23 protein-coding genes, 1 tRNA gene and 2 pseudogenes are annotated in these 25,972 nt (G+C 69.9%); 17 read left to right on the plus strand and 9 right to left on the minus strand.

Translation table 11 applies throughout. The features are described 5' to 3' along the window. Window positions 1-28: 28 nt before the first annotated feature. Window positions 29-613, minus strand: coding sequence for a MarR family winged helix-turn-helix transcriptional regulator (locus tag ACSDR0_RS03775; RefSeq protein ID WP_435287304.1), 585 nt, complete (start codon window positions 611-613; stop codon window positions 29-31). 56 nt (window positions 614-669) lie between these two features. Here ACSDR0_RS03775 and ACSDR0_RS03780 point away from each other — a divergent pair, with 56 nt between their 5' ends. Beyond that, complete coding sequence (locus ACSDR0_RS03780) at window positions 670-1,434, plus strand: trans-aconitate 2-methyltransferase (protein WP_435287305.1); 765 nt, start codon at window positions 670-672, stop codon at window positions 1,432-1,434. A gap of 102 nt (window positions 1,435-1,536) precedes the next feature. Here ACSDR0_RS03780 and ACSDR0_RS03785 read toward each other — a convergent pair. Together ACSDR0_RS03785 and ACSDR0_RS03790 are read right to left on the minus strand one after the other, a co-directional pair. Next, window positions 1,537-1,641: pseudogene (locus ACSDR0_RS03785) on the minus strand (LLM class flavin-dependent oxidoreductase); the annotation flags it as partial. Between the two features lie 14 nt (window positions 1,642-1,655). Further along, a complete protein-coding gene (locus tag ACSDR0_RS03790; RefSeq protein WP_435287306.1) occupies window positions 1,656-2,774 on the minus strand; it encodes an LLM class flavin-dependent oxidoreductase in 1,119 nt (372 codons plus the stop codon). 72 nt (window positions 2,775-2,846) lie between these two features. Between ACSDR0_RS03790 and ACSDR0_RS03795 the strand changes: the two genes are divergently transcribed. From ACSDR0_RS03795 to ACSDR0_RS03825, 7 genes are all read left to right on the plus strand, one after another. Further along, window positions 2,847-3,359 carry a MarR family winged helix-turn-helix transcriptional regulator gene (locus tag ACSDR0_RS03795; protein ID WP_435287307.1) on the plus strand — a complete coding sequence of 171 codons (513 nt, stop codon included), beginning with the start codon at window positions 2,847-2,849 and terminating at the stop codon, window positions 3,357-3,359. Continuing rightward, window positions 3,356-4,015 (plus strand): NADPH-dependent F420 reductase, encoded by a 660-nt coding sequence (locus ACSDR0_RS03800; protein WP_435287308.1) that lies wholly within the window; start codon window positions 3,356-3,358, stop codon window positions 4,013-4,015. Before ACSDR0_RS03795 ends, ACSDR0_RS03800 begins: the two co-directional genes overlap by 4 nt. 49 nt (window positions 4,016-4,064) lie before the next feature. Then, entirely contained in the window at window positions 4,065-5,132 is a 1,068-nt protein-coding gene (locus ACSDR0_RS03805) for an LLM class flavin-dependent oxidoreductase (protein WP_435287309.1), read from the plus strand. A 202-nt stretch (window positions 5,133-5,334) separates the two neighbouring features. Then, on the plus strand, window positions 5,335-5,520 hold the full coding sequence (locus ACSDR0_RS03810; RefSeq protein ID WP_435287310.1) for a hypothetical protein: 186 nt from the start codon (window positions 5,335-5,337) through the stop codon (window positions 5,518-5,520). 39 nt (window positions 5,521-5,559) lie between these two features. Then, window positions 5,560-6,522 carry a D-cysteine desulfhydrase family protein gene (locus ACSDR0_RS03815; protein WP_435287311.1) on the plus strand — a complete coding sequence of 321 codons (963 nt, stop codon included), beginning with the start codon at window positions 5,560-5,562 and terminating at the stop codon, window positions 6,520-6,522. A 519-nt stretch (window positions 6,523-7,041) separates the two neighbouring features. After that, entirely contained in the window at window positions 7,042-8,328 is a 1,287-nt protein-coding gene (locus ACSDR0_RS03820) for an MFS transporter (RefSeq protein WP_435287312.1), read from the plus strand. Window positions 8,329-8,515: 187 nt separating this feature from the next. Continuing rightward, entirely contained in the window at window positions 8,516-9,994 is a 1,479-nt protein-coding gene (locus ACSDR0_RS03825) for a CHAD domain-containing protein (RefSeq protein ID WP_435287313.1), read from the plus strand. Window positions 9,995-10,000: 6 nt separating this feature from the next. Here the strand turns inward: ACSDR0_RS03825 and ACSDR0_RS03830 are convergent, their stop codons facing one another. The 4 genes and pseudogenes from ACSDR0_RS03830 to ACSDR0_RS03845 all read right to left on the minus strand — a co-directional run bounded on the left by ACSDR0_RS03830 (window position 10,001) and on the right by ACSDR0_RS03845 (window position 15,111). After that, window positions 10,001-10,879 (minus strand): NUDIX hydrolase, encoded by an 879-nt coding sequence (locus ACSDR0_RS03830; RefSeq protein WP_435287314.1) that lies wholly within the window; start codon window positions 10,877-10,879, stop codon window positions 10,001-10,003. Beyond that, on the minus strand, window positions 10,872-12,935 hold the full coding sequence (locus ACSDR0_RS03835; protein ID WP_435287315.1) for an RNA degradosome polyphosphate kinase: 2,064 nt from the start codon (window positions 12,933-12,935) through the stop codon (window positions 10,872-10,874). Before ACSDR0_RS03835 ends, ACSDR0_RS03830 begins: the two co-directional genes overlap by 8 nt. 566 nt (window positions 12,936-13,501) lie before the next feature. Next, window positions 13,502-14,098, minus strand: a pseudogene (locus ACSDR0_RS03840) (TetR/AcrR family transcriptional regulator); the annotation flags it as partial. Window positions 14,099-14,169: 71 nt separating this feature from the next. Next, window positions 14,170-15,111: an acyl-CoA desaturase gene (locus tag ACSDR0_RS03845; RefSeq protein ID WP_435287316.1), complete on the minus strand. Its 942-nt coding sequence runs from the start codon at window positions 15,109-15,111 to the stop codon at window positions 14,170-14,172. A gap of 335 nt (window positions 15,112-15,446) precedes the next feature. Here ACSDR0_RS03845 and ACSDR0_RS03850 point away from each other — a divergent pair. From ACSDR0_RS03850 to pth, 5 genes are all read left to right on the plus strand, one after another. Next, a tRNA-Gln gene (locus ACSDR0_RS03850) sits at window positions 15,447-15,521 on the plus strand. Window positions 15,522-15,684: 163 nt separating this feature from the next. After that, on the plus strand, window positions 15,685-17,136 hold the full coding sequence (glmU, locus tag ACSDR0_RS03855; RefSeq protein WP_435287317.1) for a bifunctional UDP-N-acetylglucosamine diphosphorylase/glucosamine-1-phosphate N-acetyltransferase GlmU: 1,452 nt from the start codon (window positions 15,685-15,687) through the stop codon (window positions 17,134-17,136). 76 nt (window positions 17,137-17,212) lie between these two features. Next, window positions 17,213-18,190 carry a ribose-phosphate diphosphokinase gene (locus tag ACSDR0_RS03860; protein ID WP_435287318.1) on the plus strand — a complete coding sequence of 326 codons (978 nt, stop codon included), beginning with the start codon at window positions 17,213-17,215 and terminating at the stop codon, window positions 18,188-18,190. Window positions 18,191-18,400: 210 nt separating this feature from the next. Next, a complete protein-coding gene (locus ACSDR0_RS03865) occupies window positions 18,401-19,003 on the plus strand; it encodes a 50S ribosomal protein L25/general stress protein Ctc (protein WP_435287319.1) in 603 nt (200 codons plus the stop codon). A 63-nt stretch (window positions 19,004-19,066) separates the two neighbouring features. Then, the gene (pth, locus tag ACSDR0_RS03870) at window positions 19,067-19,672 is read left to right on the plus strand and encodes an aminoacyl-tRNA hydrolase (RefSeq protein ID WP_435287320.1); all 606 of its coding nucleotides are present in this window, start codon (window positions 19,067-19,069) and stop codon (window positions 19,670-19,672) included. Window positions 19,673-19,772: 100 nt separating this feature from the next. Here the strand turns inward: pth and ACSDR0_RS03875 are convergent, their stop codons facing one another. Next, window positions 19,773-20,528, minus strand: coding sequence for a helix-turn-helix domain-containing protein (locus ACSDR0_RS03875; protein WP_435287592.1), 756 nt, complete (start codon window positions 20,526-20,528; stop codon window positions 19,773-19,775). Window positions 20,529-20,749: 221 nt separating this feature from the next. On the opposite strand from ACSDR0_RS03875, the gene ACSDR0_RS03880 reads away from it, so the two are divergent. Beyond that, entirely contained in the window at window positions 20,750-21,418 is a 669-nt protein-coding gene (locus ACSDR0_RS03880; RefSeq protein ID WP_435287321.1) for a DUF4097 family beta strand repeat-containing protein, read from the plus strand. Between the two features lie 228 nt (window positions 21,419-21,646). Further along, complete coding sequence (locus ACSDR0_RS03885; protein ID WP_435287322.1) at window positions 21,647-22,876, plus strand: serine hydrolase domain-containing protein; 1,230 nt, start codon at window positions 21,647-21,649, stop codon at window positions 22,874-22,876. A gap of 149 nt (window positions 22,877-23,025) precedes the next feature. Here the strand turns inward: ACSDR0_RS03885 and ACSDR0_RS03890 are convergent, their stop codons facing one another. Continuing rightward, on the minus strand, window positions 23,026-23,574 hold the full coding sequence (locus tag ACSDR0_RS03890; RefSeq protein WP_435287593.1) for an exonuclease: 549 nt from the start codon (window positions 23,572-23,574) through the stop codon (window positions 23,026-23,028). Window positions 23,575-23,799: 225 nt separating this feature from the next. On the opposite strand from ACSDR0_RS03890, the gene ACSDR0_RS03895 reads away from it, so the two are divergent. Then, on the plus strand, window positions 23,800-25,185 hold the full coding sequence (locus ACSDR0_RS03895; RefSeq protein ID WP_435287594.1) for a sugar transferase: 1,386 nt from the start codon (window positions 23,800-23,802) through the stop codon (window positions 25,183-25,185). After that, complete coding sequence (locus tag ACSDR0_RS03900; RefSeq protein ID WP_435287323.1) at window positions 25,185-25,952, plus strand: 3'(2'),5'-bisphosphate nucleotidase CysQ; 768 nt, start codon at window positions 25,185-25,187, stop codon at window positions 25,950-25,952. Before ACSDR0_RS03895 ends, ACSDR0_RS03900 begins: the two co-directional genes overlap by 1 nt. The last annotated feature ends 20 nt before the right edge of the window (window positions 25,953-25,972 follow it).

Raw genomic sequence — 25,972 nt, forward strand, 5'->3', positions numbered from 1 at the left:
TTGGATCTTCCCTGGAGGGCATGAAGGGTCAGCGCACTCCGGTGTCGGTGGCGTCAAAAGGGACGAGCAGCGTGCGCAGCAGGCCCGAAAGGGCCTGCTGTTCGCGTTTTCCCAGGCTCGACAGGAGATCGCGCTCGCGGCGCAGCAGGTCGGCGAAGGCGCCGTCCACCCGCGTCCGCCCGGCGTCGGTCAGGGAGACCAGGACACCACGCCGGTCCTCGGGGTCGGGGCGCCGCCTGACCAGCCCGGCCGCGGCCAGGCGGTCGATCCGGTTGGTCATCGTCCCCGACGTCACCAGCGTCGCGCGGAGCAGGGCTCCCGGGCTCATCTCGTACGGCTCCCCGGCCCGGCGCAGGGCGGTGAGCACGTCGAACTCCCAGGTCTCCAGGCCGTGCTCGGCGAAGGAGGCCCGGCGGGCGCGGTCGAGGTGGCGGGCCAGCCGGGAGACCCGGCTGAGCACCTGGAGCGGCTCCACGTCGAGGTCGGGGCGTTCCTGACGCCAGGCGGCGACCAGCAGGTCGACCTCGTCCCTGTCGAGCGCGTCGGCCGCCACGGTCTCGTCCTTCGCGACGGACGGACGCCCGGAGCCGTGGTCCGCGTGGTGCAGGGTCATGTCGCGAGTCTATCTGTCTTGACATCGAGATATCTTGCCGGATATCAATTATCTTGATGTCAAGAGATATGTGGGATCCCCTGGTCTACGGCCGCTACGCCGACGAGAGGTCGCGGCCATTCTTCGATCTTGTTTCCAGGATAGCCGCGGAGCGCCCCGGCCACGTGATCGACGCGGGCTGCGGCACCGGCGAACTCACCGCCGAGCTCGCCAGACGCTGGCCCGGCGCCCGCGTCCACGGGTTCGACTCCTCGCCCGCCATGATCGAGAAGGCCCCCGCGGGCGGCTCGCTGAGCTTCTCCGTCGACGACGTCACGCGCTGGCGCCCCGGGCGCCCGGTCGACGTGATCGTGTCCAACGCCGTCCTGCAGTGGGTGCCCGAGCACCGCGAGCTGCTGCCGCGCTGGGTGGAGGCCCTCGCCCCCGGCGGCTGGCTCGCCTTCCAGGTCCCGGGCAACTTCGACGCCCCCAGCCACGCCCTGGTCCGCGAGCTGTGCCGTACGAAGTGGCGCCACCGGCTGGGCGACCTGGTCCGTCCCTCCCCGGTCGACGACCCGGCCGCGTACCTCGACCTGCTCACCGGCCTGGGCTGCCGGGTGGACGCGTGGGAGACCACCTACCTCCACGTCCTCCCCGGCGACGACGCCGTGCTCGCCTGGATCACCGGCACCGCCCTGCGCCCGATGCTCGACCGCCTGGATCCCGCCGAGGCCGCCGCCTTCCTCGCCGACTGCGCCGCCCCGCTCCGCGAGGCCTATCCGCGCGGGCCGCACGGCACGGTCTTCCCCTTCCGCAGGGTCTTCGCGGTCGCCCAGAAGTGACCATCGATCTCGGGCCGTCGCATCAAGAGCGGAACGAACCAGCGGCGAGCAGCGGGGCGTTTCCTCGCACGGTTACGCGCCTGGTTCCGACCCGCAGTAGGTGCGGCCCTTCGACAGGTGCTGGAGCATCGCGTACTCCTCGGCGATGCGGACGGGGTCGTTCGTCGTGACGAGCGTGGCGGAGGTGCTCAGGACGATGCGGTTCGTGGTCGAGTGCCCTTCTAGGTGGTCGGGGTTGATCGCTCGGCAGGCACGCCGGCGCGGGCGTCCTGCCGTCGGTGGGCGGTGTCACCGTGGGCGAGGTGCCCGCGGATCAGCGGGGCGACCTCGGTGCCGAAGAGGCGGATGTTCTCCATGATCTGGGAGTGCGGCATCGGTCCCATGCCGTACTTGAGGTCGAAACGGGTCGCGCCGAGCAGCCGCATCGTCTTGGCGATCCTGCGGGCGACGGTCTCGGGCGAGCCGACGTAGAGCGAGCCGTACTCCAGCTCGTGCTCGTAGAGCTCGCGGGTGATCGGCGGGAAGCCCCGCTGGTAGCGGGCCTCAAGCATGAACGTCTCGTAGAAGGGCCAGAACTCCTCGACGGCTTGCTCGTCGGTTGCGGCGACGTGCCCGGGCGAGTGCACGCCGATCGGTCGGGAGCCGAAGCCGAACTGGGTGATGGACTGGCGGAACAGCTCGGCGAGACGTGTCATACGGGCGGGGTTGCCACCGATGATCGCGAGCATGAGGTTGAACCCGTAGCGCGCCGCGCGGGCCACCGACGAGGGGCTGCCCCCGACCCCGACCCACGTCGGCAGAGCCCCGGACGCCGTCCGCGGGAACACCGGCAGGCCCGGTAGGGGCGCGCGCGTCGTTCCCGACCAGGTGACCGGCTGCTCTGAACGCAGCGCCGCGAACAGCTCGAGCTTCTCCTCGAACAGACGCTCGTAGTCGGCCAGGTCGAATCCGAACAGCGGGAAGGACTCTTTGCTCGACCCGCGCCCGAGGATCACCTCGGCCCGACCGTTCGAGAGCGCGTCGAGGGTGGCGTAGCGCTGGAACACGCGCACCGGGTCGTCGGAGCTGAGTACCGTCACCGCCGAGCCCAACCGGATTCGGGAGGTCCGGGCGGCTACCGTCGCGAGCACGAGATCCGGCGCGGACAGCGGCATCTCCTCGATGTGATGCTCGCCGAGACCGAAGAAGTCCAGCCCCGACTCGTCGGCGAGCACGCCCTCCTCGACGAGCGCCCGGATGTTCTCCGGCTGATCGAACGGACGCCCCGCATCGTCGGACGTGATGTCTCCGAAGCTGTCGATCCCGATCACGATCGGGTGCGTGTCCTGAGCCTTCGCCATGCCCCACCTCCTTCTGATTGACATGTCAATCGTGCATGCACATAATTGATGTGTCAATCAAGTGAGGTGAGCATGAACGTCCAGGACCCCGATCAGGCCCAAGCGAGACGCCGTCTGACGAGCAAGGAGCTCTCGGTGTGGCGCTCGCTCATGGACACCACGACCGAGCTGCGACGGTTGTTGACGGCCCAGCTTCAAGAGGTCGATGTCTCCCCGGGCGACTACGCGGTGATGCTTGCCCTCAGCGAGGCGGAAGGGCGCTCGCTGCGCTCCTCCGAGCTGGCCGACACGATCGACTGGCAGCGCAGTCGCCTCTCGCATCACCTGGGGCGCATGGGGCGCCGTGGTCTCATCCGCCGCGAGGAGTGCCTGACCGACAACCGCGGTGCCATCATCGCGATCACCGAGGAAGGAATGGCCTCGTTCCGCCGCGCATCGGCGCCCCATCTGCGGGCCGTGAAACACTACTTCGCCGACGCTCTGTCCGAGCAGCAGCTCGACGAGCTCGGCGGCGTCCTGGCGTCCGTCCAGACCCACCTTGCCGCTTTGGAGTCACACTCCATCGCGCGCCCGAAGTCGTCGTGAGCGCGCTCAGCCCCCGCGGCACGCAGATCGCGATCCTCGGCGCCGGCCGCGTGGGCTCCGCCCTCGGGCGGGTCATGGTGGACGCCGGGTACGAGGTCTCCGTCGCCGCCTCCGGCGACCCGGCGGAACTTGAGCTGATCGCGAGCATCGTGATGCCGGGCGTGACCCCGCGATGGGACGCTGAGGCGGCCGCAGAGGCGGAACTCGTCGTCCTCGCCATCCCGTTGCACAGGTTCGCGACCTTCGACCCTGCCCTCGTGGCAGGCAAGATCGTGATCGACAACATGAACTACTGGGCGCCGACCGATGGCGTGCAGACCCTGTTCGAGGACACCGCACTCAGCAGCAGCGAGATCGTGCAGCGCCATCTGCCTGCCTCGACCGTGGTCAAGACCTTCAACCACATCGGCTACCACGAGCTGGAGGAAGACCGCCGACCCGTCGGCGCACACGACCGCCGCGCCCTCGGTGTCGCAGGCGACGACCCGGCCGCCGTGGAACTGGTCGCCGCCATCGTGGACCGCCTCGGCTACGACCCGGTCACCCTCGACACGCTACGGGCCGGCCGCGCGTTCCAACCCGGCGGTCCCGTTTTCGGGGCCCGCCTCGACCACCACGACTTCGAGCGTGCCGTGCGCGCCAGAGCCACCGCCTGACCCTGGTAGCGCCTCCGCCATCATCCGTACGACGACAAGGAATCCCACGATGAGCACATCCGAGACCCCGAGCGATCCAGCCAGCGACTTCCCGCTGGAGTTCGGGCTCGACACGTTCGGTGACCGGACCAGTGACGAGGAAGGCACACCGCTCTCGCACGCGCAGACCATCCGGGACCTTGTCGAGCAGGCTGTGCTCGCCGACGAGGTCGGCGTGCACTACTTCGGCATCGGCGAGCACCACACACCCGACTTCCCCATGCCTGCCGGCGACGTCGTCCTCGGCGCGATCGCCTCGCGCACCTCGCAGATCCGGCTCGGATCCGCCGTGACCGTGCTCAGCTCCGACGACCCGATCCGCGTCTTCCAGCGCTACTCCACCCTCAACGCCCTGTCGAACGGGCGCGCCGAGGTCATCCTCGGACGCGGATCCAGCGTCGACTCCTTCCCGTTGTTCGGCTTCGACCTCGCCGACTACGAGGTGCTCTTCGAGGAGAAGATCAACCTCTTCGCCGAGCTCGTCAAGGGCCCGCCCGTCACCTGGTCCGGGACGACCCGCACACCGCTGCACGGCCAGGACGTCGTTCCCTACCTCGAAGACGGTCCCTTCCCGGTGTGGATCGGCGTCGGCGGCAGCCCGCAATCCGTCGTGCGGGCCGCCCACTACGGGTTCAACCTGATGCTCGCCATCATCGGCGGCCCGCCCGCCCGCTTCGCACCGTTCGCGAGCCTCTTCCAGCAAGCCCTCGCCCAGCTCGGGCACCCCCCACGCCCGGTCGGCATCCACTCTCCCGGCCATGTCGCCGCAACCGACGAGCAAGCCATCGACGAGTTCTGGCCGAACTACCTCGACGTGATCCGCCACGTCAGCAGGACACGCGGGTTCGCCGTCCCCTCCAAGGAGAGCTTCCTTCACGAGATCGGCCCCAACGGTGCTCTGTACGTCGGTTCGCCCGAGACGGTGGCCCGGAAGATCGCCGCGAACATGACCGCGCTCGGCGCGAACCGATTCGACCTCAAGTACGCGATGGGTGCTCTCAGTCACGAGCGGCTCCTGAACAACATCCGCCTCTACGGCACCGAGGTCGTCCCCCGCGTCCGAGAACTGCTCGGCTGACCTCCCCGCAGCCCGCCGGGCCACGGCCAACCGCGGGCACATGCCCGCGACACACCTCGTCGGACGCATCCGTGTCCGACGACAAGCGGGGGCAATCCCCTGATCGAAGACAACACATGACACTGCACGGCAAAGTGGCGCTCGTCACCGGGGGCATCACGAGGAATCGGACGCTCCATCGCGGAGCGCCTCGCCGGCGAGCGTGGTCGTCAACTACTGTCCGCCGGAACGCGCCGACGCCGAAGAGGTCGTGCGAGAGATCGGGCACCGCGGAATCACCGTGAACAGCGTGCTCCCCGGAGCCGTGCTCACCCAGGCGCTGATCAACGCCGGCCAGCAGGTGATCGACGCCGAGGTCACCCAGACGCTTCTCGCCTCACGACCGTGACAGGCCGGGGCGGCTTGTGAGCCTGAAAGGATGACGGGCATGGACGATGCGACGCGCAGGGGGACTCGCGTCAGGCTCGGGTACTGGCCGACCCCGATCGAGCCCGCGCCCAGGCTTGCGTCCGCGCTCGGACTCGGCAGGTCCGACCTGTGGATCAAGCGGGACGACCTGACGGGCTTGGGGGCGGGCGGCAACAAGATCCGCAAGCTCGAGTGGACAGTGGGCGAGGCGATCGCCCGGGGAGCGGACACACTCGTCACCACGGGCGCACCACAGAGCAATCACGCACGGTTGACCGCCGCGGCGGCGGCCCGGCTCGGCCTCCGGGCAGTCCTCGTGCTGGGCGGCACGGACGACGGGTCACGCCAGGGCAACGTGCTCTTGGACGCATTGTTCGGGGCCCGGATCCACTGGGCGGGAGACACATCACCGGACGAGTTGGTCGCTCAGGTCGCAGAGGAGATCCGAGATGGCGGCGGCACACCGTACGTGATCCCGTTCGGTGGCTCCAGCGCGCTGGGCGCCATCGGGTACGTCGAGGCCGGGCACGAGATCGACGGACAGCTCCCGGCAGTGCGGACCGTGGTCTGCGCAGTCGGCTCGGGCGGCACGATGGCCGGCCTGGTCGCTGCCCTCGGCGCCGACCGGGTACTCGGCGTCGACACGGGCGCGATGCGTGACCCGCGAAGCGCCGTCGCGCGGATGGCGTCCGAAGCGAGCGGCGTACCCGTCGCCGAAGAGCAGCTGCGCATTCGCGACGACCAGCTCGGCGACGGGTACGGCCTCCTGTCGCAGACAACAGCCGGCGCGATCCACCTGGCAGCCCGGACGGAGGGGATCGTCCTGGATCCCACCTACACGGGGCGTGCGATGGCCGGCCTCGTCGCGGCCGTGAAGGACGGCACGATCCGCCCAGGCGAGACCACGGTCTTCTTGCACTCGGGTGGCCTCCCGGGCCTCTTCGGGCACCCCGCCGCACGGCAGCGACTGGGTTCGGAGTAGGCGGCCGATCCGATGCCGGGGACCGCGCCGAGATCCGCGCTGCTGCCGCCGAGCGCGTGGCGGGCTTCCCGCCTCTGAGTCGCGAGCAGGCTGCGCTCGTGCGCGCTGCTCACCGGGTGAGCTGGCAACGACCAGTCCGTGCAGCGGCCGGTGCGGAAACGCCCGCGGCAAACGCTGCTCGCGGCGTGTCGTGGCATGTCCCGGCGCGGGGCCGCGTTCGTGGCCGAGGTGTTCGCGTCGGTGCCGCGCAGCGGCTGCGGGCGAGACTGCCCGACCTGGAAGCGCCACAGCTCGCGGCACTCGAACAGACCCCGGGGTGGCACATCGAACATGACCCGGTCCTGAAGAGCTGGACCGCCATGTGGTGTGCCCCTGCCGGTGTTTCGGCGATACCGGAAAATTTCTTGATCCGGCTGCGAATGGTGTGATTCGGTGGGCGTGGGTCGGTCCGCGGAGTGCCGGGGCGGGGCCGCGAGGATGCGGACGCGGTCGTGACCGGTCGCCGGACGTGACCCGGCGATGTGTCGGACGAGCGTCAGGCGGCGGGTGAAGGAAGCAGCGGGTTCCGGACCGGAAGCGCCCCGCCCTCTGTGGCGGGATCGATCCTTCGGCATATTCTGGGGCGCGCAGACCCTTTCCGTGGCCGGTGACTCGTTCGCTCTCATCGCCGTTCCCCTGCTCATCCTGAACGCGACGGGCTCCGTCGCGCAGATGGGCCTGCTGACCGGCGTCTCGGGCGCCGCCTCGATCGTCGCCGGAGTGTTCGCCGGGGTCCTCGTCGACCGGTTCGACCGGCGCACGCTGCTCATCGTCTGCGACCTCGCCAGGCTCGTCCTGTACGCCCTGATCCCGCTGGCCTGGACGACGGGGCCGCGCGTCTGGCTGCTCTACGTGGTGTTGCCGCTGGCCGAGGCCGTCGGCATGGTCTTCCAGGTCACCTACGTGACCGCGGTGCGCAACCTCGTCGGCGAGGACCGCGTCACCGACGCCAACGGCAAGCTCTACGCGACCGCCGCCGCGGCGGGAATCCTCGGCCCGATGCTGGCCGGGGTGGTGGCGGGAAGATTCGGCCTGACCGCCGCGATCGGCATCAACGCCGTGAGCTTCGCGGTGTCCGCGATCGGGGTGTACCTGATCCGCGTTCCCCGCAACACCGGCGGGCCCGCGACGCCCGCCGCGCGAGAGCGGCCGTGGCGCGAGTTTCTGGCCGGGGCGGTGTTCCTGTGGCGCCATCCGGTGCTGCGCGTCCTGACCGTCCTGCTGTCGTGCTTCGTCTTCCTGACGCTCGGACTGACCGACCTCGTGATCTACCGGCTCAAGCACGACCTGGGCCGGCCCGACTCCACCGTCGGGGTGGTCCTCGGTGTCGCCGCGGTCGGCACGGTGATCGGCTCTCTCCTGGTCGCGCGCCTGCGCAGGCGCGTGGGGTTCGGCCCCGCGTGGATCGGCGCGCAGGCCGTGGCCGGGCTCGCGATCGTCGGCGTCGGATTCGCGGGCTCCGTCTGGGGGGTGGCCGTCATCGTGGCCCTCTATCTCGGCTGCGTGAGCGTAGCGGGGATCTGCTCCATGTCCCTGCGCCAGCAGGTGACCCCCGACTACCTGCTCGGGCGGGTCACGTCGGCGTTCTGGACCATCCACTTCTCGATGGGCCCCGTCGGCGCGGCCGTCCTCACCTGGGGCGCGGCCCGCTACGGCACCACCCCGGTCTTCGTCTTCGCGGGCGTATGCTGCCTGCTGATCGCGGTGGCCGCCCTCTTCACCCCCGTGCAGGGGCGGCACCCGGAGAACGCGTCCCCCGCTCAATGACCCGATCGCACAGGTGAGGTGGTCGGGTCGATCGGGTTCGAATGCCCTCATGACCAGCGGTCCGGCCGGGGGTGCCGTCGTCCCGGTGACCTCGGGGGCAATCGCCCTGGGTTCCTGGACGGATAACAGGGCATCAATAAATACTGCGAAGACGTGGTAGATATCTGGGCAAATCAGGGGATGACCTGTGGCGATAGAAATTGAGGACAAGTTCGACGTGCCGGCGGAGTACCAGCTGCCGGATCTCACGGGCCTTCCGGGCTCGGCGGAGGTCGTGGGTCCGAAAACCCACCAGCTGGTCGCCCTTTACTTCGACACGCCCGATCTGAGGCTCGCCGCGAGAGGGATCACCCTGCGGAGACGCCGGGGCGGCACCGATCCGGGGTGGCACCTCAAACTTCCCAAGGCCAAGGGCGTCCGCCAGGAGATCACCCATCCGCTGACCCGGAGCGCCAAGATCGTTCCCCCCGAGCTGGCGGACCTGGTGCTCGCCTACACCCGGGGCGCCCCGCTCGCGCCCATCGCCGAGCTGGACACCCGCCGTGCCGTCACCACCGTGGTCAACGGCGCGGGGGTGGGGCTGGTCGAGATCGCCGACGACCGGGTCAAGGGCACCGTGTTCGGCGGCGAACCCCATGTCGAGCGCTGGCGAGAGGTCGAGGCGGAGCTGCTCCAGGGTGACGAGAAGCTGCTGAGGAAGGTCGGCAGGCGGCTGGGCAAGGCCGGGGCCACCCCCGCCGACTCGGCCAGCAAGCTCGCGCGCCTGCTCGGCGGCGCCGGAGCGGTCTCGGAGCATCCGCGCGCCGAGACCGTTCCCGGGTCGGCGGGCGAGGTCGTCGTCGGCTACCTCACCTCCCAGGCCGGCGCGCTGCTCGCGCAGGACCCCCGGGTCAGGAAGGCGGAGGAGGACGCCGTACACCAGATGCGCGTCGCCGCCCGGCGGCTCCGCAGCGCGCTGAAGTCGTTCAGGACGGTCGTCGAGGGGACCGAGAACCTCCAGGAGGAGCTCAAGTGGCTCGGTACGGTCCTCGGGGAGGCCCGTGACCTGGAGGTCATCCGCGAGCGGTTCGCGCGCGGGCTCGACGACCTGGACGACGCGCTGATCGTGGGCCCGGTCAGGGCGCGCCTCAGCTCCGACCTGCTGGACGACGAGCACGAGGCCCTCGACCGGATCAGGGACACCCTGGGCGGGGAGCGCTACTTCGCCCTGCTCGACGCCCTCGACGACCTGACCGGCACCCCGGTGCTCACCAAGGCCGCCAAGAAGCCCGCCGACACCCTGGACGTCGTCGCCGCCAAGAGCTGGCGCCGGGTCACCAGGGCCTACGACATCGCCCAGGCCATCGAGAACGAGTCCGAGCGCGAGATCGCCATGCACGACGTGCGCAAGGCGGCCAAGCGGGCCCGCTACACCGCGGAGGTGCTCGGCATGAGCAAGCTGGCCAAGCGGGCCGAGGCCGTGCAGGAGGTGCTGGGCACCCACTTGGACGGCGTCGTCGCGCAGGAGCGGCTGGCGGCCGAGGCCGCGAACGCCCGCCTGGTCGGGGAGGACACGTTCACCTACGGCGTGCTGACCGGCGTGGAGCGGGCCGGGGCCGCGCGGGCGTGGAAGGAGTTCCCCGGAGTATGGGAGGAGACCACGGCCGCCATCGCGAAGCTCCTGTGACGGGTGTTAGATGTCGTATTCGTCCGCGGCCACGACGTCACCGCCCGCGTGGTGCAGCACCATGAACGCGCCCTTGGACAGCCGCGTGAGGCCCGCCCGCTCGTCGAGTCCGGAGATCAGCTCGGGCAGGACCTTGCCGTGGCTGCAGAGGGCCACGGGCCGGTTCGAGGCCATCGCCTCCACGGCCAGGCGGAGGGAGGCCTGGCAGTCGTAGCCGTTCTCCGACAGGACGGGGTCGAGCCGGATCGGCAGGCCGGCCCGTTCCGCGTACGGTTCCAGGGTCTGCACGCACCGCCTGCTGGGAGAGCTGACCAGCTCCGTGAGGCCGAAGGCGCCCAGCACGCTCGCCAGCACCTCGGACTGCCGGCGGCCGTGCCTGTCGAGCGGCCGATCGTCGTCGTCGCCCTTCCAGTCCTGCCGGTTCCCCGCCAGGCCGTGCCGCACCAGGACGAGCGGGGTGGTCGCAGGCGACGCCTCGCCGAGCGAGCGGAGCAGCCCGGCGTCCCACTCGTAGGTCAGGCGCCGCGCGGCCTCGGCCACCGGCAGCCAGACCACGCCGTCGACCTCGTGCGTGTCGGTCCGATGCCCCTCGGAGACCATCCTGGCCAGCCAGTAGTCGACGCGCTTGGGCCGCCCGCCCTTGAGGTAGTGGCTCGACGGCAGCGACCGGCCGAACTCCGCGGTGATCCCCGTCTCCTCGGTCACCTCGCGCAGCGCGCCCGCGACGGGGTGCTCGCCGCGCTTCAGCTTCCCCTTGGGAAACGACCAGTCGTCGTACTTGGGCCGGTGGACGAGGGCGACCTCCGGCGCGTCGGGGGAGCCGCGCCAGACGACCGCCCCGGCCGCGTGGATCATGCCGCCCGGGCGGGCGTCGTGCTCAGTCATCGATCGCTCTCCACCTGCGGGTGCCGATCAGGTGGGTCTGCAGGTCCTCACCGGGGTGCCGGGCCCAGGTCCCGTCGGAGTTGAGCCACCAGGTCGCGGTGTCGTCCGACATGGCCCGGTCGAGCAGTTCGCTGAGGTAGTTGCGCTGCTGCTGGCTGGAGACCTTGACCAGCGCCTCCACCCGCCGCTCGATGTTGCGGCGCATCATGTCGCCGCTGCCGATCCAGATCTCCGGGCGCCGGCCGTGGCCGAACTCGTAGATCCGCGAGTGTTCGAGGAACCGGCCCAGCACGCTCCTGACCCTGATGTTCTCCGACAGCTCGGGGATGCCGGGGCGGAGCGTGCAGACCCCCCGCACCCACAGGTCCACCGGTACGCCGGCCCGCGACGCCCGGTAGAGGGCGTCGATGATGGGCTCGTCGACCAGGGAGTTCGTCTTCATCCTGATCCTGGCCGGCCGGCCCGCCTCCTGGTGGGAGATCTCCCGCTCGATCCTGGCCAGCAGCCCGCCGCGCAGGGAGTGCGGGGCGACCAGCAGCCGCCGGTAGGCCGAGTGGTTGGAGTAGCCGGTCAGGTGGATGAACAGGTCCGTGACGTCCTCGCCGACCAGCCGGTCGGCGGTGAGCAGGCCGAGGTCCTCGTACAGCCTGGCGGTCTTGGGGTTGTAGTTCCCCGTGCCGATGTGGCAGTAGCTGCGCAGCTCGCCCGAGGGCTCCTGGCGCACGACCAGGGCCAGCTTGCAGTGGGTCTTCAGCCCCACGACGCCGTAGACCACGTGGCATCCGGCCCGCTCCAGCTTGCGCGCCCAGGTGATGTTGGCGTGCTCGTCGAACCTGGCCTTGATCTCCACGACCACGACGACCTGCTTGCCCGCCTCGGCGGCGTCGATCAGCGCGTCCACGATCGGCGAGTCGCCGCTGGTGCGGTAGAGCGTCTGCTTGATGGCCAGCACCGCAGGGTCGGCCGCGGCCTGCTCGATGAACCGCTGCACGCTCGTGGAGAACGAGTCGTACGGGTGGTGCAGCAGCACGTCCCGCTCGCGCAGCACCGCGAAGATGTCGTCCTCGACGTGCACGACCTCCGCGGGCACGAACGGGCGGAAGCTCAGCTCGCCCCGGTCCAGGTCGGCGATCGCGTGCAGCCCGGTCAGGTCCAGCGGGCCCGGCAGCCGGTAGATCTCGTGCTCGGCCACTCCCAGCTCGTCCACCAGCAGGTCGAGCACCTCGGGCGTGATGGTGTCCTCGACCTCCAGCCGGACCGGGGGGCCGAAGCGGCGCTTGAGCAGCTCGCGCTCCAGCGCCTGCATGAGGTTCTCGGTGACGTCCTCGTCGACGTCGAGGTCCTCGTTCCTGGTCACCCGGAAGACGTGGTGCTCGACGACCTCCATGCCCTTGAACAGCTGCCCGAGGTGGGCGGCGATCACGTCCTCCAGCGGGACGAAGCGGTTCTTGGACGCCGTGACGAAGCGGGGGAGCTGGCTGGGCACCTTGACCCTGGCGAAGACCGTGTTACCGGTCGAGGGGTTGCGGACGGTGACCGCCAGGTTCAGCGACAGGCCCGATATGTACGGAAAAGGATGGGCGGGGTCGACGGCCAGCGGCGTCAGCACCGGCCTGATCCGCTCCCTGAAGAGCTTGCGCATCTCGGCACGCTCGTCACGGCCCAGGTCGTCCCAGCGCACGATCTCGATGCCCTCGGCGCCCAGCTGCGGGCAGATCCGCTCGTAGAAGCAGGCCGACTGCCGCTGCGCGAGGTCGTTGGCGATCGCCGCGATCCTGGCCAGCTCCTCGCGGGGCTTCAGCCCGCTCTTGGTGCGGAGCAGCAGGCCGGTGGCCATCCGCCGTTTCAGCCCCGCCACCCGGACGCGGAAGAACTCGTCGAGGTTGCTGGCGAAGATGGCCAGGAACCGCACCCGTTCCAGCAGCGGCAGGGCCGGGTCCTCCGCCATCTCCAGAACTCGCTGGTTGAACTGGAGCCAGCTCTCCTCTCGGTTGAGGAACCGCTCCTGGGGTAGAGGAAGCCCGTCGGGGGTAGGGCGCACGAGTTCAGCGGACATATGACCAGAATGCCCGCTTTGGTTGAACGGAACGTTAATTTAGTCTCAACGGGCGCTGTTGCTTACCCACTTGGCTCAAACTTTTCCCGCTCTTCATCAACGAGTTTCGCGTGCTTGGCGGCGTCGCGCTCGGCGATCCTGGCCTCCCTGAGCCGCGCCTTCTCAAGCTCCCTCAACTCCCGCTCGCGGGCCTTCTCCTCGTCCCTCAGCAGCCGCTGTTGCTCCCGATACTCCCGCTCGCGCACCTTCTCCAGCTCCCGCTGCTCGCGGAGCCGCGCCTTCTCCAGGTCCCTGGCCAGCTTCTCGGCCTCGCGCCGCTCGCGCTCGCGCAGCTTCTCCTGGTTCTTCAGCTCCCGCTCGCGGGCCTTCTCCAGCTCCCGGATCTCCTTGTCCGTCGGGGGCGGCGGTAACTCGGGGCGCGGAAGCGTCCGCGATCCCGCCGGGGGCGGCTCCGGCTCCGCGGCGGGTGGCCGCAGGCCGGAGGCGGAGGGCTCGGCGGGGCTCCGCGGCGGGTGGGGGTGGGACTCGGGGCGCTGCGGCGGAGAGGCCAGCCGGTGCTCCAGGCCGCGCGAGGCGGCGGTCAGCCGGGGGTTGGGATCCAGGCCTGTCAGACCGTTCCAGGCCAGGTTGACCAGGTGGGCGGCGACCTCCTGGCGCGGGGGCCTGCGCACGTCCAGCCACCACTGGCCGGTCAGCGCCACCATGCCGACCAGCATCTGGGCGTACATGGGAGCCAGCTTGGGGTCGTAGCCTCGCTCGACGAACTCGTCGACCATGACGTCCTCGACCTGGCTGGCGATGTCGTTGATCAGGCTGGCGAAGGTGCCGGTCCCCGAGGCGGCGTGCGAGTCGCGGACGAGGATGCGGAAACCCTCGCTGTTCTCCTCCACGTAGGCCAGCAGGGCCAGGGCCGCCCGCTCCAGCTTGATCAGCGAGTGCGAGGCGGACAGCGCCTCGGTGACCAGGCCCAGCAGCTTCTGCATTTCCCGGTCGATGACGACCGCGTAGACGCCCTCCTTGCCACCGAAGTGCTCGTAGACCACCGGTTTGGAGACGTTGGCGGTCGCCGCGATCTCCTCCACCGATGTGCCGTCGAACCCTTTCTCCGCGAACAGGGTCCTGCTGATCTGGATCAGCTGTTCCCGGCGTTCCTTACCTGACATGCGCCGTCGGGGTTCGCTCACGGTTCTAATAATGGCGTTCCCCTGTTTCTATATGGGACCCGGACGCCGGGTCAGGCGGCGATGCGCTTGGCGGCCAGGCGCTCGGGCGTCGGCCAGCGGACGTCGTACGCCCATCCGGCCTTCTCGAACCAGCGGATGACGCCCGCGCTGAGGTCGATCTGGCCCTTCAGCGCGCCGTGCCTGGCGCAGGTGGGGTCAGAGTGGTGCAGGTTGTGCCAGGACTCGCCGAAGGAGGGGATGGCCAGCCACCACACGTTGCGCGACTTGTCGCGCGACTCGAAGGCCTCCTCGCCGAAGACGTGGCAGATGGAGTTGATCGACCAGGTCACGTGGTGCAGCAGGCCGATCCGGACCAGCGTGCCCCAGAAGAAGCCGGTCGCCATGCCCCACCACGACCAGGTCAGCAGGCCGCCCAGCAGCGCGGGCATGACGATCGTGGTGATCGCCAGCACCGGGAAGAGCTTGTGCAGCTTGATGATGTCCGGGTCCTTGACCAGGTCGGGCGCGTACTTCTCGCGGTTGGCCCGGTCGGCCTCGAACAGCCAGCCCATGTGCGCCCAGAGCAGGCCCTTGGACACCGCCGCGAAGCCCGTGCCGAAGCGCCACGGCGAGTGCGGGTCGCCCTCCTTGTCGGAGAACTTGTGGTGCTTGCGATGGGTGGCCACCCAGTCGAGCACCGACATCTCCATCGAGAGGCTGCCCGCGATGCCCAGCGCGATCTTCAGCGGACGCTTGGCCTTGAACGAACCGTGCGTGAAGTGGCGGTGCAGGCCGACGGTGACGCCCAGCCCGGTGATCACGTAGAAGACACTCGCGATGACGACGTCGGACCAGCCGAGCCCCCATCCCCAGGCGAACGGGACGGCGACCGCCAGGGCGATCAGCGGGGCGCCGACCACCACTCCGAAGGTGAGGATCTCGGGCAGGGTCTTCCGCTCGGGGTCGACGTCTGGTTTTGGTCCCGGAGCAGGGCGTTCTTCGATGAGGGTCATGCGCTACCTCGCGGTGGCTCGGAAAGGCCAAGGACTCATATATGGCTACGCAACCGTAACCTACGCCATCGTAAGTTAGGAATACCTAAGCGCCGAATGTCTGGAACATGACTCTTCGAGATGGGTGTCGTAGCGAGTCCGTCTTTTGTTCTACCCCCCGCTGACCTGCTAAACGACGGCCTCGCGCGCGCCCGGCCGCGCGTGGGCGGGTCGCGGGCGCGCGAGCCCCGGGGCGGGCCGCCGAAGCGGGTGCCCAAACGGGGCGCGTTCGGCGGCGCGGGCTCTGTATCGTAGGGGTGCCGGGCGCGCGGGTTCCGTCTCGATCGCCCGGCCGGTCCGGCATTGGGTAATTGGCAGCCCGCAAGGTTTTGGTCCTTGTTGTCCAGGTTCGAGTCCTGGTGCCGGAGCCATCCCTTGTGTCTGATTTATTCACTCGGCTAGTCGGCTGAGTGGCTTCCCAGGGGGGAAGGTATCCTCACGTTGTCGAGCAGGTGACGATGCCGCGCCCTGGGGGTGGCCATCCGTCATCGCGCTTCGCCATGTCTCAGCCGCGACGCCGAGGGAGCCTCGTCCGTGAGTGTGCCGCGCCCGGCAGCCGTCATCGTCCTCGCCGCAGGCGAGGGTACCCGGATGAAGTCGAGAACGCCGAAGATCCTCCATGAGCTGTGCGGCCGCGCCTTGGTCGACCACGTGCTCGTCGCCGCCCGGGGTCTCGACCCCGAGCGGCTCATAATCGTCATCGGCCACGAGCGGGAGCGGGTCCAGGCGCACCTGGCCGGAACCAGCCCCGACGCGCAGGCCGTCGTCCAGGTCGAGCAGAAGGGCACCGGCCACGCCGTCAGGACCGCCCTCGAAGCGGCGGGCGTCATCGACGGCACCGTCCTGGTGACCTACGGCGACACGCCGCTGCTGCGCACCGAGACCCTCGCCGCCCTGCTCGAACGGCACGACGAGGACGGCAACGCCGTCACCGTGCTGACGGCCGAGGTGCCCGATCCGTATGGCTACGGCCGGATCGTCCGCGACGCCTCGGGGGCGGTCCTGGAGATCGTCGAGGAGAAGGACGCCGACCCCGCGCAGCGGGCGATCAAGGAGATGAACTCCGGCGTCTACGCCTTCGACGGCCGCCTGCTCGCCGACGCGGTCAAGCGGGTGTCCGCCTCCAACGCCCAGGGCGAGGAGTACCTCACCGACGTCCTCTCGATCCTGCGGGAGGACGGCCACCGGGTCGGCGCGCACATCGCGGCCGACTACGTGGAGGTGGAGGGTGTCAACGACCGCGTGCAGCTGGCGTTCGCCCGCAAGGTGCTCAACGCGCGCCTGCTGGAGGCCCACATGCGCGCGGGGGTGACCGTGGTCGACCCCGCGGGTACGTGGGTCGACGTCGACGTCATCCTCGAAGCGGACGTGGTGATCCACCCGGGCACCCAGCTGCACGGCTGCACGACGGTCGCCATGGGCGCCGAGATCGGCCCCGCCAGCACCCTGACCGACACGATCGTCGGCGAGGGGGCGCTGGTGCGCAACGCCGTCTGCGTCGACGCCGTGATCGGCCCCGAGGCCCTGGTCGGGCCGTACGCCTACCTGCGCCCCGGCACGGTCCTGGCGCGCAAGGCCAAGGCCGGAACGTACGTTGAGATGAAGAACGCGCAGGTCGGAGAGGGCGCCAAGGTGCCCCATCTGAGCTACGTGGGCGACGCCACGATCGGCGCGGGCGCCAACATCGGCGCTTCGGCGATCTTCGTCAACTACGACGGGGTCAACAAGCACCACACGACGGTGGGCGAGAGCGCCTTCGTCGGGTGCGACACCATGCTCGTCGCGCCGGTCACCATCGGCGACGGCGCGTACACGGCCGCGGGTTCGGTCATCGACACGGATGTCCCCCCGGGGGCCATCGGGGTGGCTCGCGGACGGCAGCGCAACATCGAAGGGTGGGTCGCGCGCAGGCGCGCGGGCACCAGATCGGCGGAGGCGGCGTTACGCGCCGCCGAGGCCGGGAAACAGCAGGGGAGCCAGACGTGAGTGAGCGAAGCGAGCGGCCCGGTGGGCACGGCAGCGTCGCGCGGGCATCGGTGTGCTGCCAGGCGAGGGGGACGGCATGAGCGGCATCAAGAAGACCGGTGAGAAGAACCTGATGTTCTTCTCCGGGCGCGCGCACCCGGAGCTGGCGGACGAGGTGGCGAGCCACCTCGGGGTCGACGCGGCGCCGACCACGCTGCGCGACTTCGCCAACGGGGAGATCTACGCCCGCTACCAGGAGTCGGTCCGCGGCTGCGACGCGTTCGTCATGCAGAGCCACACCTGGCCGATCAACCAGTGGATCATGGAACAGCTGATCATGGTGGACGCCCTCAAGCGCGCCTCCGCCAAGAGGATCACCGTGATCATGCCGTTCTACGGCTACGCCCGCCAGGACAAGAAGGGCCGGGGCCGCGAGCCCATCACCGCCCGACTGATGGCCGACATGTTCAAGACGGCCGGAGCCGACCGGCTGATGTCGATCGACCTGCACACCTCCCAGATCCAGGGCTTCTTCGACGGCCCGGTGGACCACCTGTTCGCCATGCCCGTCCTGGTCAACTACCTCAAGGACAAGCTCGACCTGGCCACGACCACGGTCGTCTCGCCCGACACCGGCCGGGTGCGGCTCTCGGAGCGCTGGGCCGACACGCTGGGCACCCCGCTGGCCTTCATCCACAAGCGCCGCGACCTCGAAGTGGCCAACCAGGTGAAGGTGAGCGAGGTCGTCGGCCGCGTCAGGGGCCGCACTTGCGTGCTGATCGACGACATGATCGACACCGCGGGAACGATCTGCAAGGCGGCCGACGCGCTGTACGAGCAGGGCGCCACCAACGTCGTCGTGGCCGCCACCCACGCGGTGTTCTCCGACCCCGCGGTCGACCGGCTCAAGAACTCCGGGATCTCCGAGGTCATCGTCACCAACACGGTGCCGCTCCCCGAGGAGAAGAGGTTCGACAAGCTCACCGTGCTGTCGATAGCCCCCCTGATCGCCCGCGCGATCAACGAGGTCTTCAGCGACGGCTCGGTGACCAGCCTCTTCGAGGGCGACAGCTGACCCTTCGCCCCGCACCCCGGGAATCCGTCGTCCACGCGTTCCCGGGGGACGGGCCCGGCCCCTTCCCGGGGGCCGGCCGGGACCGCGGCGCGTCGGCGTCACCGTTGACACGGTAGGGTTGTGGGATTGCGTGCGTTCGTAACGCCTTCCGCTAGGGCGGGTGAGGGGGAACGCACCTTTCCGATTCTCAAGATCCCTAGGAGATCAGCCGTGTCCGAAGTGGTAATCACCACCGAGCTCCGTGACAAGTTCGGCAAGGGCGCCGCCCGCAAGATCCGTCGTGAGAGCAAGGTCCCCGTCGTCCTCTACGGGCACGGCACCGACCCGCAGCACCTGACCCTGCCGGGTCACGACCTGCTGCTCGCCCTGCGTACGCCGAACGTGCTGATCCGTCTTGAGGGCGCGGTGGCCGAGCTGGCCCTGCCCAAGGGCGTCCAGCGTGACCCGATCAGGGGCTTCCTGGAGCACGTCGACCTCATCCTCGTCCGTCGCGGCGAGAAGGTCACCGTCGACATCCCCGTCACCGTGGTCGGCGAGGTCGCCGACGGCATCCTCGACCAGCAGCTCGTCTCCATCTCCGTCGAGACCGAGGCCACCCACATCCCCGAGGGCGTCGAGGTCGACGTCGAGGGCCTGGAGATCGGCACGCAGATCACCGCCGCCGACCTGAAGCTGCCCAAGGGCACGACCCTCGCGGCCGACCCCGAGGCGCTGGTCCTGATCGTCGCCGGGATGACGGCCGCCGAGCCGGAGGGCGAGGCCGCCGAGGGCACGGTCGCCGCCGAGGGCGAGGGCTCCGGGAGCGCCGAGTAGTTTTCTCTGCTAGATCTGTCAGGGCGGCCCGGGACCGGGCCGCCCTGACGCGCGTGTGAAGGGATGCCGATCGTGGACCGCTGGTTGGTCGTAGGCCTGGGAAACCCCGGGCCGGAGTACGCCGGGAACCGGCACAACGCGGGGTTCATGGTCCTGGACGAGCTCGCCGCGCGGGCCGGGGGACGGTTCAAGACCCACAGGTCGCGGGCGGAGGTGCTGGAGGGCCGCCTGGCGGGCGTCCCCGCCGTCCTGGCCAAGCCACTGTCCTTCATGAACCTCTCCGGTGGACCGGTCAAGGCCCTGGCCGACTTCTACAAGGTCGACCCGGCCCGCGTGGTCGTGGTCCACGACGAGCTGGACATCCCGTACGGCGCGCTGAGGGCGAAGCTGGGCGGAGGCGACAACGGCCACAACGGGCTGAAGTCGATCACCAAGTCGCTGGCGACCAAGGACTACCTGCGGGTGCGGTTCGGCATCGGCCGCCCGCCCGGCCGGATGGACGCCGCGGCCTACGTCCTGCGTGACTTCGCCACCGTCGAGCGCAAGGACCTCGCGTTCCTGGTCGACCGCGCCTCCGACGTGGTGGAGTCGCTGATCAAGGTCGGCCTGGAGCCGACCCAGAACGCCTTCCACACCGGCGACCTGAACATCTCCGGCCCGCCCAGGTAGCCGGTCCGCTCGGGTGATCGGGGCTCACCGCACGCTCCCGGGCGCCGGGCCGGGAACACGGCCGGCGTCGTCCCATGGCCGTGACCATCGAGACGGCCGTCTATCCGCGATCCGAACCCGGCATGACGGTGCCGCCTGAGGGCGCTCCGGGTTTGGTGTGGAGGATCTCGCGGGCCTGCTCCGCGGCGCGGACGATGCTCTCGGAGACGAAGTCGACGAAGCGGGCGATGTTCTCCAGGCGGGCGGCGGCCGGGGTGCCGGGAACGAGGATGCCGACGCCCTGCCGCGCGATCTCGGCGAGGTGGGCGGTGGCGTGGGCGCTGCCGATCATCGACTGGTACCAGACGTCGTCGTCGACGACGTAGCGGTCGCGGCGGCGTTCGTCGCGTTCCCGGCGGATGAGGTCCTGGCTCTCCAGGAACGTGATCGCCTTGGAGATGGACGCCGGGCTGACCTGGAGGTGCTGGACGAGCTCGGACGTGGTGAGGCTGCCTGCGTCGGCGAGATGGAGGCAGGCCAGCACCCGGGCCATCATCTTGGGCGTGCCCGCCTGCATGAGGACGGTGGTGAGCGTCTCCTCGTACTCGCGCACGGCCTCGGCGTCGCGTCCGTAGGGCTGCGGGGACGCCTCCGGCCCCTGGGGCGCGGCCTGCCTGCGCCGGTGGGCGCGGCGTTCGGTGGCGCGATGGGCCAGGTCGGCGCGGTAGGTGGTGGGGCCGCCGTTCCGCATCACCTCACGCGTGATCGTGGAGGTGGGGCGGTCGAGACGTCTGGCGATCTCCGCGTAGGCGAGGCCGTCGGCCAGCCACAGCGCGATCTGCTGGCGGTCCTGCTGGGTGAGCCTGCCTCCCGGCATCGTGATCTCCTTCGTGTTCCCCGATGCCTCCAGCATAGCGTTCACTTTCAATTCATTGCAACACGCAAGAGGGCTGCTGTTGCGTTACATGCAGAGCCATCGCAACGATTTTATGGCCTCTAGCTGCATGAATGCTGTTTTTGTGCAACGAGACTGTTGCAGTGCCATGGAATGCAACGTAGCGTTTCCAGTGTCAGAAACAACGAGCACAGGAGAGTGCGATGCAGAAGTACGACACCCCCGCCCCGATCTCCGCCGTCCTCGACATCCCCGCGGGGCGCGTCCGGTTCATCGCCGCCGACCGGGCCGACACCACGGTCGAGATCCTGCCCGCGGACGCCTCGAAGGGCCGCGACGTGAAGGTGGCGGAGCAGACCAAGGTCGAATACGGCGACGGAGTCCTGCGGATCGAGACCTCGGCGAAGAACCAGTTCCTCGGCTCCTCCGGATCCATCGAGGTGACGGTTCAGCTGCCCGCCGGTTCCCGGGTCGAGGCGAAGGCGGCCAGCGCCGAATTCCGGGTCGTCGGACGGTTGGGCGACGTCGCCTTCGAGGGCGCGCACGGCTCGATCAAGCTCGACGAGGCCGCGAGCCTCCGCCTCACCACCCTGGCCGGTGACGTCTCAATCGGCCGCCTCACCGGCCCCGCGAAGATCAGCACCGGAAAGGGCGACATCCGCGTCGCCGAGGCCGTGCGCGGCACGGTCGTGCTGCGCACCGAGGCCGGCGAGGTGTCGGTCGGCGCCGCCGCCGGAGTCTCGGCCTCCCTGAACGCCGGAACCTCCTACGGCCGGATCCACAACGCGCTCAAGAACACCGAAGGCGCCGCCGCCCAGCTCGACATCCACGCGACCACCGCCTATGGCGACATCGTCGCCCGCAGCCTCTGACCCGCGGCCCCCGAGGAGCGCCGTCGACGTGCGCGGCGCGAGGAAGGGGCGGACGAGAGGGCTCCACGCAGCCGCTGATGCGTCTCACCGACCCCAACGGCGTCGTCGTCGAGCCGACCGAATGGATCGCGCCCAGCGGCGCCTGATCCACCCCCTGGTACGGCGCCTGGACGGCGTCGCCCACAGTCGATCACTCTCTGTAAGCGAATGGAATCAAGGAGATTCAGGATGGAACACGGCAACAGAGGCTTCTCCGAAGCGGGGCTGCACAGGCTGCGCGAGGTGCTGGCACGGCATGTCGAGTCGAAGAGGATTCCCGGACTCGTCGCCCTGGTCGGCCGGAACGGTGAGACGCACGTCGAGGCGATCGGGACGATGCGCCATGACGGTGGCGCGCCGATGCGCCGGGACACGATCTTCCGGATGGCGTCCACGAGCAAGCCGGTCGCGATGGCGGCGGCGATGGTCCTGCTCGACGAGTGCCGGCTGCGGCTGGACGACCTGGTGGAGCCGTGGCTGCCGGAACTCGCCGACCGCCGGGTGCTGAAGCGGATCGACGGCCCGCTGGAGGACACCGTGCCGGCGCGGCGGCCGATCACCGTGCGGGACCTGCTGACCTCCACGTTCGGGCTCGGCATGGACATGACGGCGCTGGGCGCTCCGATCATGGGCGCGATCTTCGAGCAGGGGCTCACGCCCGATCTGCCGGAGCCGATGCCCGGGCCGGACGAGTGGATGCGCCGCCTGGGCACGCTTCCGCTGATGTACCAGCCCGGAGAGCGCTGGCAGTACCAGATCAGCCACGATGTGCTCAGCGTGCTCGTCGCCAGGGTCACCGGCCAGTCGTTCGAGGAGTTCCTGCGCGAACGCATCTTCGACCCGCTGGGGATGAAGGACACCGCCTTTCACGTGCCCGCCGACAAGATCGACCGGCTGCCGACCCTCTACGCCCCCGACCCGCGGACCGGGGAGTTCGTCGTGTGGGACGAGGCCGCGGGTGGACGGTGGAGCCGGCCTCCGGCGTTCCAGGGCGGCGGCGGCGGGCTGGTCTCCACCGTCGACGACTACCACGCCTACTTCCGGATGCTGCTGAACGGCGGGACGCACGGGAGCGAACGGATCCTGTCCCGGCCCGCCGTCGAGCTGATGACCACCAACCGCCTCACGCCCGAGCAGAACGCCGCCCGACACGCCATGGCCGTCAACAACGTCCATGTTTCGTTCGGCCAGGGGCAGCACGGCGGCTGGGGCATGGGGATGGCGGTGCGCACCTACCGCGGCGACTACGCGCCCGTCGGCCAGTTCGGCTGGGACGGCGGAAGCGGCACCTCGACGTACGCCGACCCGGACAACCGGCTCACCGGAATCCTGCTCACCCAGGTCGGGATGTCGGTCCCGGATTCGGCGCGGCTCATCCACGACTTCTGGACCACGCTCTACCAGGCGATCGACGACTGACACCGGACCCGCGTCCCGGTACGCCCGCCCTCAGCCCCCGAGGTCTGGTCCTGGCCCTGTTCGCCAAGATCAGGTCGCCCACCGGAGCCGCGGAAGGCCATCCCGGAGATCGTCGAGGAGGTGTTCGGCGGCGGGCGGGCCGAGTCGGCTCAGTCCGCGGGCTGAGCACCTGGGGCCCGTGCGCCTTGAGGGTGAGGTGAGGGGGGCCGGCGGTCGAACGCCATCAGGTTCTGCAGCAGCTCGGCCTGCTCGATCGCGTCGTCCAGCGCGTTGTGGGTGTGCGGCCGCCGGGACCGCAGGTGCTCGGGCATCTGCCGCTTCGTCGCCCAGCCGATCGGCACGCCCGCCTTGGCCGCGTACAGCGTCTTGAGGTCGATGCAGCGCGAGTGCCCGAACGGTGAGACACCGGTGAAGCGCATGAAATACCAGTAAATCCACATCCAGTCGTAGGAGAGCGGGTAAGCCGCCAGCACCGGCGAGCTGTTCCCGGACACCTCGCGGACCCACGCGGCGGCCTCCCGCATCGCCTCGGTCGGATCGCGCCCCTCGCGGACCAGCGTCTCCCGGTCCAGCCCGCTCACGGCGAGTGCCTCGGGCACGTGGTCGTCGCTGATCGGCCGCAGCTCCACGTAGAACGTGTGGGCCTGTGGATTCACCGGTTCGAAGACCTTTCCGGTCATCCGCCCGGCCACGGTCATACCCAAGCTGATCATCGAATACGGCCCCGGAATGGGACCATCAGCCTCGACATCCACAGAGATGTACGTTTCGGTCTTCAACCTTCGAGCCTCTCCCACCGCCGCTACCATTCCATAACTGTCTGTCCGTGAACGGTTACGCAGGGGGAGCGCGTGCGCGACGTGACCGCAGTCCAGGCCGTACAGGAAACCGGGCCCGGAGCCGTTCCCGCCGCGCGCAGGCGCATGCCGGGCTGGGTGCGGGAGCACCGCGCGATGGCCGTCGCCGCCGACACCTCCTGCGCCGCCCTGGCCGGAGCCCTCGCGCTGTTCGTTCGATTCGGCGAGGTTACCCCTTACGTCTTCCCGTACGTCGTGCTGAGCGCCGCCCTGCCCGCCGTCTGGGTCTGCGTGGTCGCGCTGAACCGCGCCTACGAGCCCCGGCTCATCGGCCTGGGCTCGGAGGAGTTCCAGCGGATCCTCCAGTGCGGCTTCATGCTCACCGCCGCCCTCGCCGTCTGCGCCTACCTCACCAAGATCGAGGTGGCCCGGGGCTACGTGGTGCTGGCCCTCCCCCTGACGACGCTGCTCACCCTCCTCACGCGGTACGGCCTGCGCCGTTCCCTGCACCGCAGGCGGGCGCGCGGCGGGTGCATGCGGCGGGTCGTGGCGGTGGGCCACCGGGCGGCGATCGCCGAGCTGGTCCGCAGGTTCCGCCGGGAGCGTTACCACGGCATGGAGGTCGTGGCGGCGTGCGTCCCGCGCGGCGGGATGGGCGACGTGGAGGGCGTGCCGGTCATGGGCGACCTCTCCGACGTCGCGCTCGCGGTCGGGCAGGTCTCGGCCGACACCGTGGCCGTGCTCGCCTGCCCGGAGATGGACGGGGTGGCGCTGCGGCGGCTGGCCTGGCGGCTGGAGAAGACCGACACCGACCTGATCGTGGCTCCCGCGCTGATGGAGGTGGCCGGGCCGCGGATCACCATCCGCCCGGCGGCGGGGCTGCCGCTGCTGCACGTGGACCACCCCGAGATCTCCGGCCTGCGCCAGGTGCTCAAGAACCTGTTCGACCGGGTGGGGGCCGGCCTGCTGCTGGCGGCACTGCTGCCGCTGCTGGCGGGGGTGGTGGTGGCCGTGCGGGCCTCGGGATCCGGTCCCGTGTTCTTCCGGCAGACGAGGGTGGGCCGCGACGGCGCCGAGTTCACGATCTACAAGTTCCGGACGATGCGCGCCGACGCCGAGCGCCGGAAGATCACCCTGTCCAGTGACGGCCCCGGCATGCTCTTCAAGATCCGTAACGATCCGAGGGTGACCCCGCTGGGCGCCTGGCTGCGCCGCCACTCGCTGGACGAGCTGCCCCAGTTGATCAACGTGGTCCTGGGGGACATGTCCCTGGTCGGCCCCCGGCCGCCGCTGCCCGAGGAGGTCGCCAGGTACGGTGATGACGTCCGCCGCCGATTACTCGTCAAACCAGGTATGACCGGCCTCTGGCAGGTAAGCGGCCGTTCTGACCTCTCTTGGGAGGAATCCGTACGATTGGACCTGCGTTACGTGGAGAGCTGGTCCCTCATGCTGGACCTGCAGATCCTGTGGAAGACCTGGTCGGCTGTCGCGCGAGGAGCTGGAGCATACTGATGACCGTTCGCGACGATCACATACTCGCCGCGGAGCTGGCGACGACGGCCGGCGAGAAGCTGGCGGCCCTGCGCGCTGAGCGGGGCTTCGGCGACCCGTCCGAGCTTCGCAAGGAGGGCGACGCCGCCTCCCACGTGTTCCTGATGGAGGCCCTGTCACGGTTGCGCCCGGGTGACAGTGTGCTGTCCGAGGAGGCGACCAGCGAGGAGCGCCTCGACCCGCGCAGGTTGCGCGCCGAGCGGGTCTGGATCGTCGACCCACTGGACGGCACCCGGGAGTTCGCCGAAGAGGGCCGCGAAGACTGGGCGGTCCACGTGGCTCTCTGGGAGCGCGGCACGCTGACGGCCGGAGCCGTGGCGCTGCCCGCCCAGGGCCGTACGCTCTCCACCCTCGAACCCCCGGTGCCGCCCGCCCCCGAGTCGGGCGCCAGGCCGCGGATCGCGGTCAGCAGGACCCGCCCGCCGGAGTTCGTCCAGAACCTGGCCCGCCTCGCCGGCGCCGACCTGGTGCCGATCGGTTCGGCGGGCGCCAAGATCTCCGCCGTGCTCACCGGTCAGGTCGAGGCCTACGTGCACGCCGGGGGCCAGTACGAGTGGGACTCCGCCGCGCCCGTCGCGGTGGCCCTCGCCTCCGGGGTCCACGCGAGCCGCATCGACGGCTCGCCGCTGATCTACAACCAGCCTGACCCCTCACTGCCGGATATCCTGGTATCCCTACCGGGACTGGCGCCGACGTTGCTCGCTGGAATCCGGGATCTGCACCGCTAAATCCCCCGCTAGGAGAGTCT

The sequence above is a fragment of the Streptosporangium sp. G11 genome, assembly GCF_051192615.1.
GTDB lineage: Bacteria > Actinomycetota > Actinomycetes > Streptosporangiales > Streptosporangiaceae > Streptosporangium.

Excerpts from the sequence above, each read along its gene's own strand:
- ACSDR0_RS03845 (WP_435287316.1), bottom strand. The coding sequence starts at position 15,111 with ATGACCCTCATCGAAGAACGCCCTGCTCCGGGACCAAAACCAGACGTC.
- ACSDR0_RS03895 (WP_435287594.1), top strand. The coding sequence starts at position 23,800 with ATGCCGGGCTGGGTGCGGGAGCACCGCGCGATGGCCGTCGCCGCCGAC.
- ACSDR0_RS03780 (WP_435287305.1), top strand. The coding sequence starts at position 670 with ATGTCAAGAGATATGTGGGATCCCCTGGTCTACGGCCGCTACGCCGAC.
- ACSDR0_RS03835 (WP_435287315.1), bottom strand. The coding sequence starts at position 12,935 with ATGTCCGCTGAACTCGTGCGCCCTACCCCCGACGGGCTTCCTCTACCC.
- ACSDR0_RS03900 (WP_435287323.1), top strand. The coding sequence starts at position 25,185 with ATGACCGTTCGCGACGATCACATACTCGCCGCGGAGCTGGCGACGACG.
- ACSDR0_RS03795 (WP_435287307.1), top strand. The coding sequence starts at position 2,847 with ATGAACGTCCAGGACCCCGATCAGGCCCAAGCGAGACGCCGTCTGACG.
- ACSDR0_RS03860 (WP_435287318.1), top strand. The coding sequence starts at position 17,213 with ATGAGCGGCATCAAGAAGACCGGTGAGAAGAACCTGATGTTCTTCTCC.
- ACSDR0_RS03815 (WP_435287311.1), top strand. The coding sequence starts at position 5,560 with ATGGACGATGCGACGCGCAGGGGGACTCGCGTCAGGCTCGGGTACTGG.
- ACSDR0_RS03830 (WP_435287314.1), bottom strand. The coding sequence starts at position 10,879 with ATGACTGAGCACGACGCCCGCCCGGGCGGCATGATCCACGCGGCCGGG.
- ACSDR0_RS03890 (WP_435287593.1), bottom strand. The coding sequence starts at position 23,574 with ATGACCGTGGCCGGGCGGATGACCGGAAAGGTCTTCGAACCGGTGAAT.
- ACSDR0_RS03875 (WP_435287592.1), bottom strand. The coding sequence starts at position 20,528 with ATGCCGGGAGGCAGGCTCACCCAGCAGGACCGCCAGCAGATCGCGCTG.
- ACSDR0_RS03775 (WP_435287304.1), bottom strand. The coding sequence starts at position 613 with ATGACCCTGCACCACGCGGACCACGGCTCCGGGCGTCCGTCCGTCGCG.
- ACSDR0_RS03820 (WP_435287312.1), top strand. The coding sequence starts at position 7,042 with ATGTGTCGGACGAGCGTCAGGCGGCGGGTGAAGGAAGCAGCGGGTTCC.
- ACSDR0_RS03885 (WP_435287322.1), top strand. The coding sequence starts at position 21,647 with ATGGAACACGGCAACAGAGGCTTCTCCGAAGCGGGGCTGCACAGGCTG.
- ACSDR0_RS03805 (WP_435287309.1), top strand. The coding sequence starts at position 4,065 with ATGAGCACATCCGAGACCCCGAGCGATCCAGCCAGCGACTTCCCGCTG.
- ACSDR0_RS03880 (WP_435287321.1), top strand. The coding sequence starts at position 20,750 with ATGCAGAAGTACGACACCCCCGCCCCGATCTCCGCCGTCCTCGACATC.
- pth (WP_435287320.1), top strand. The coding sequence starts at position 19,067 with ATGCCGATCGTGGACCGCTGGTTGGTCGTAGGCCTGGGAAACCCCGGG.
- ACSDR0_RS03790 (WP_435287306.1), bottom strand. The coding sequence starts at position 2,774 with ATGGCGAAGGCTCAGGACACGCACCCGATCGTGATCGGGATCGACAGC.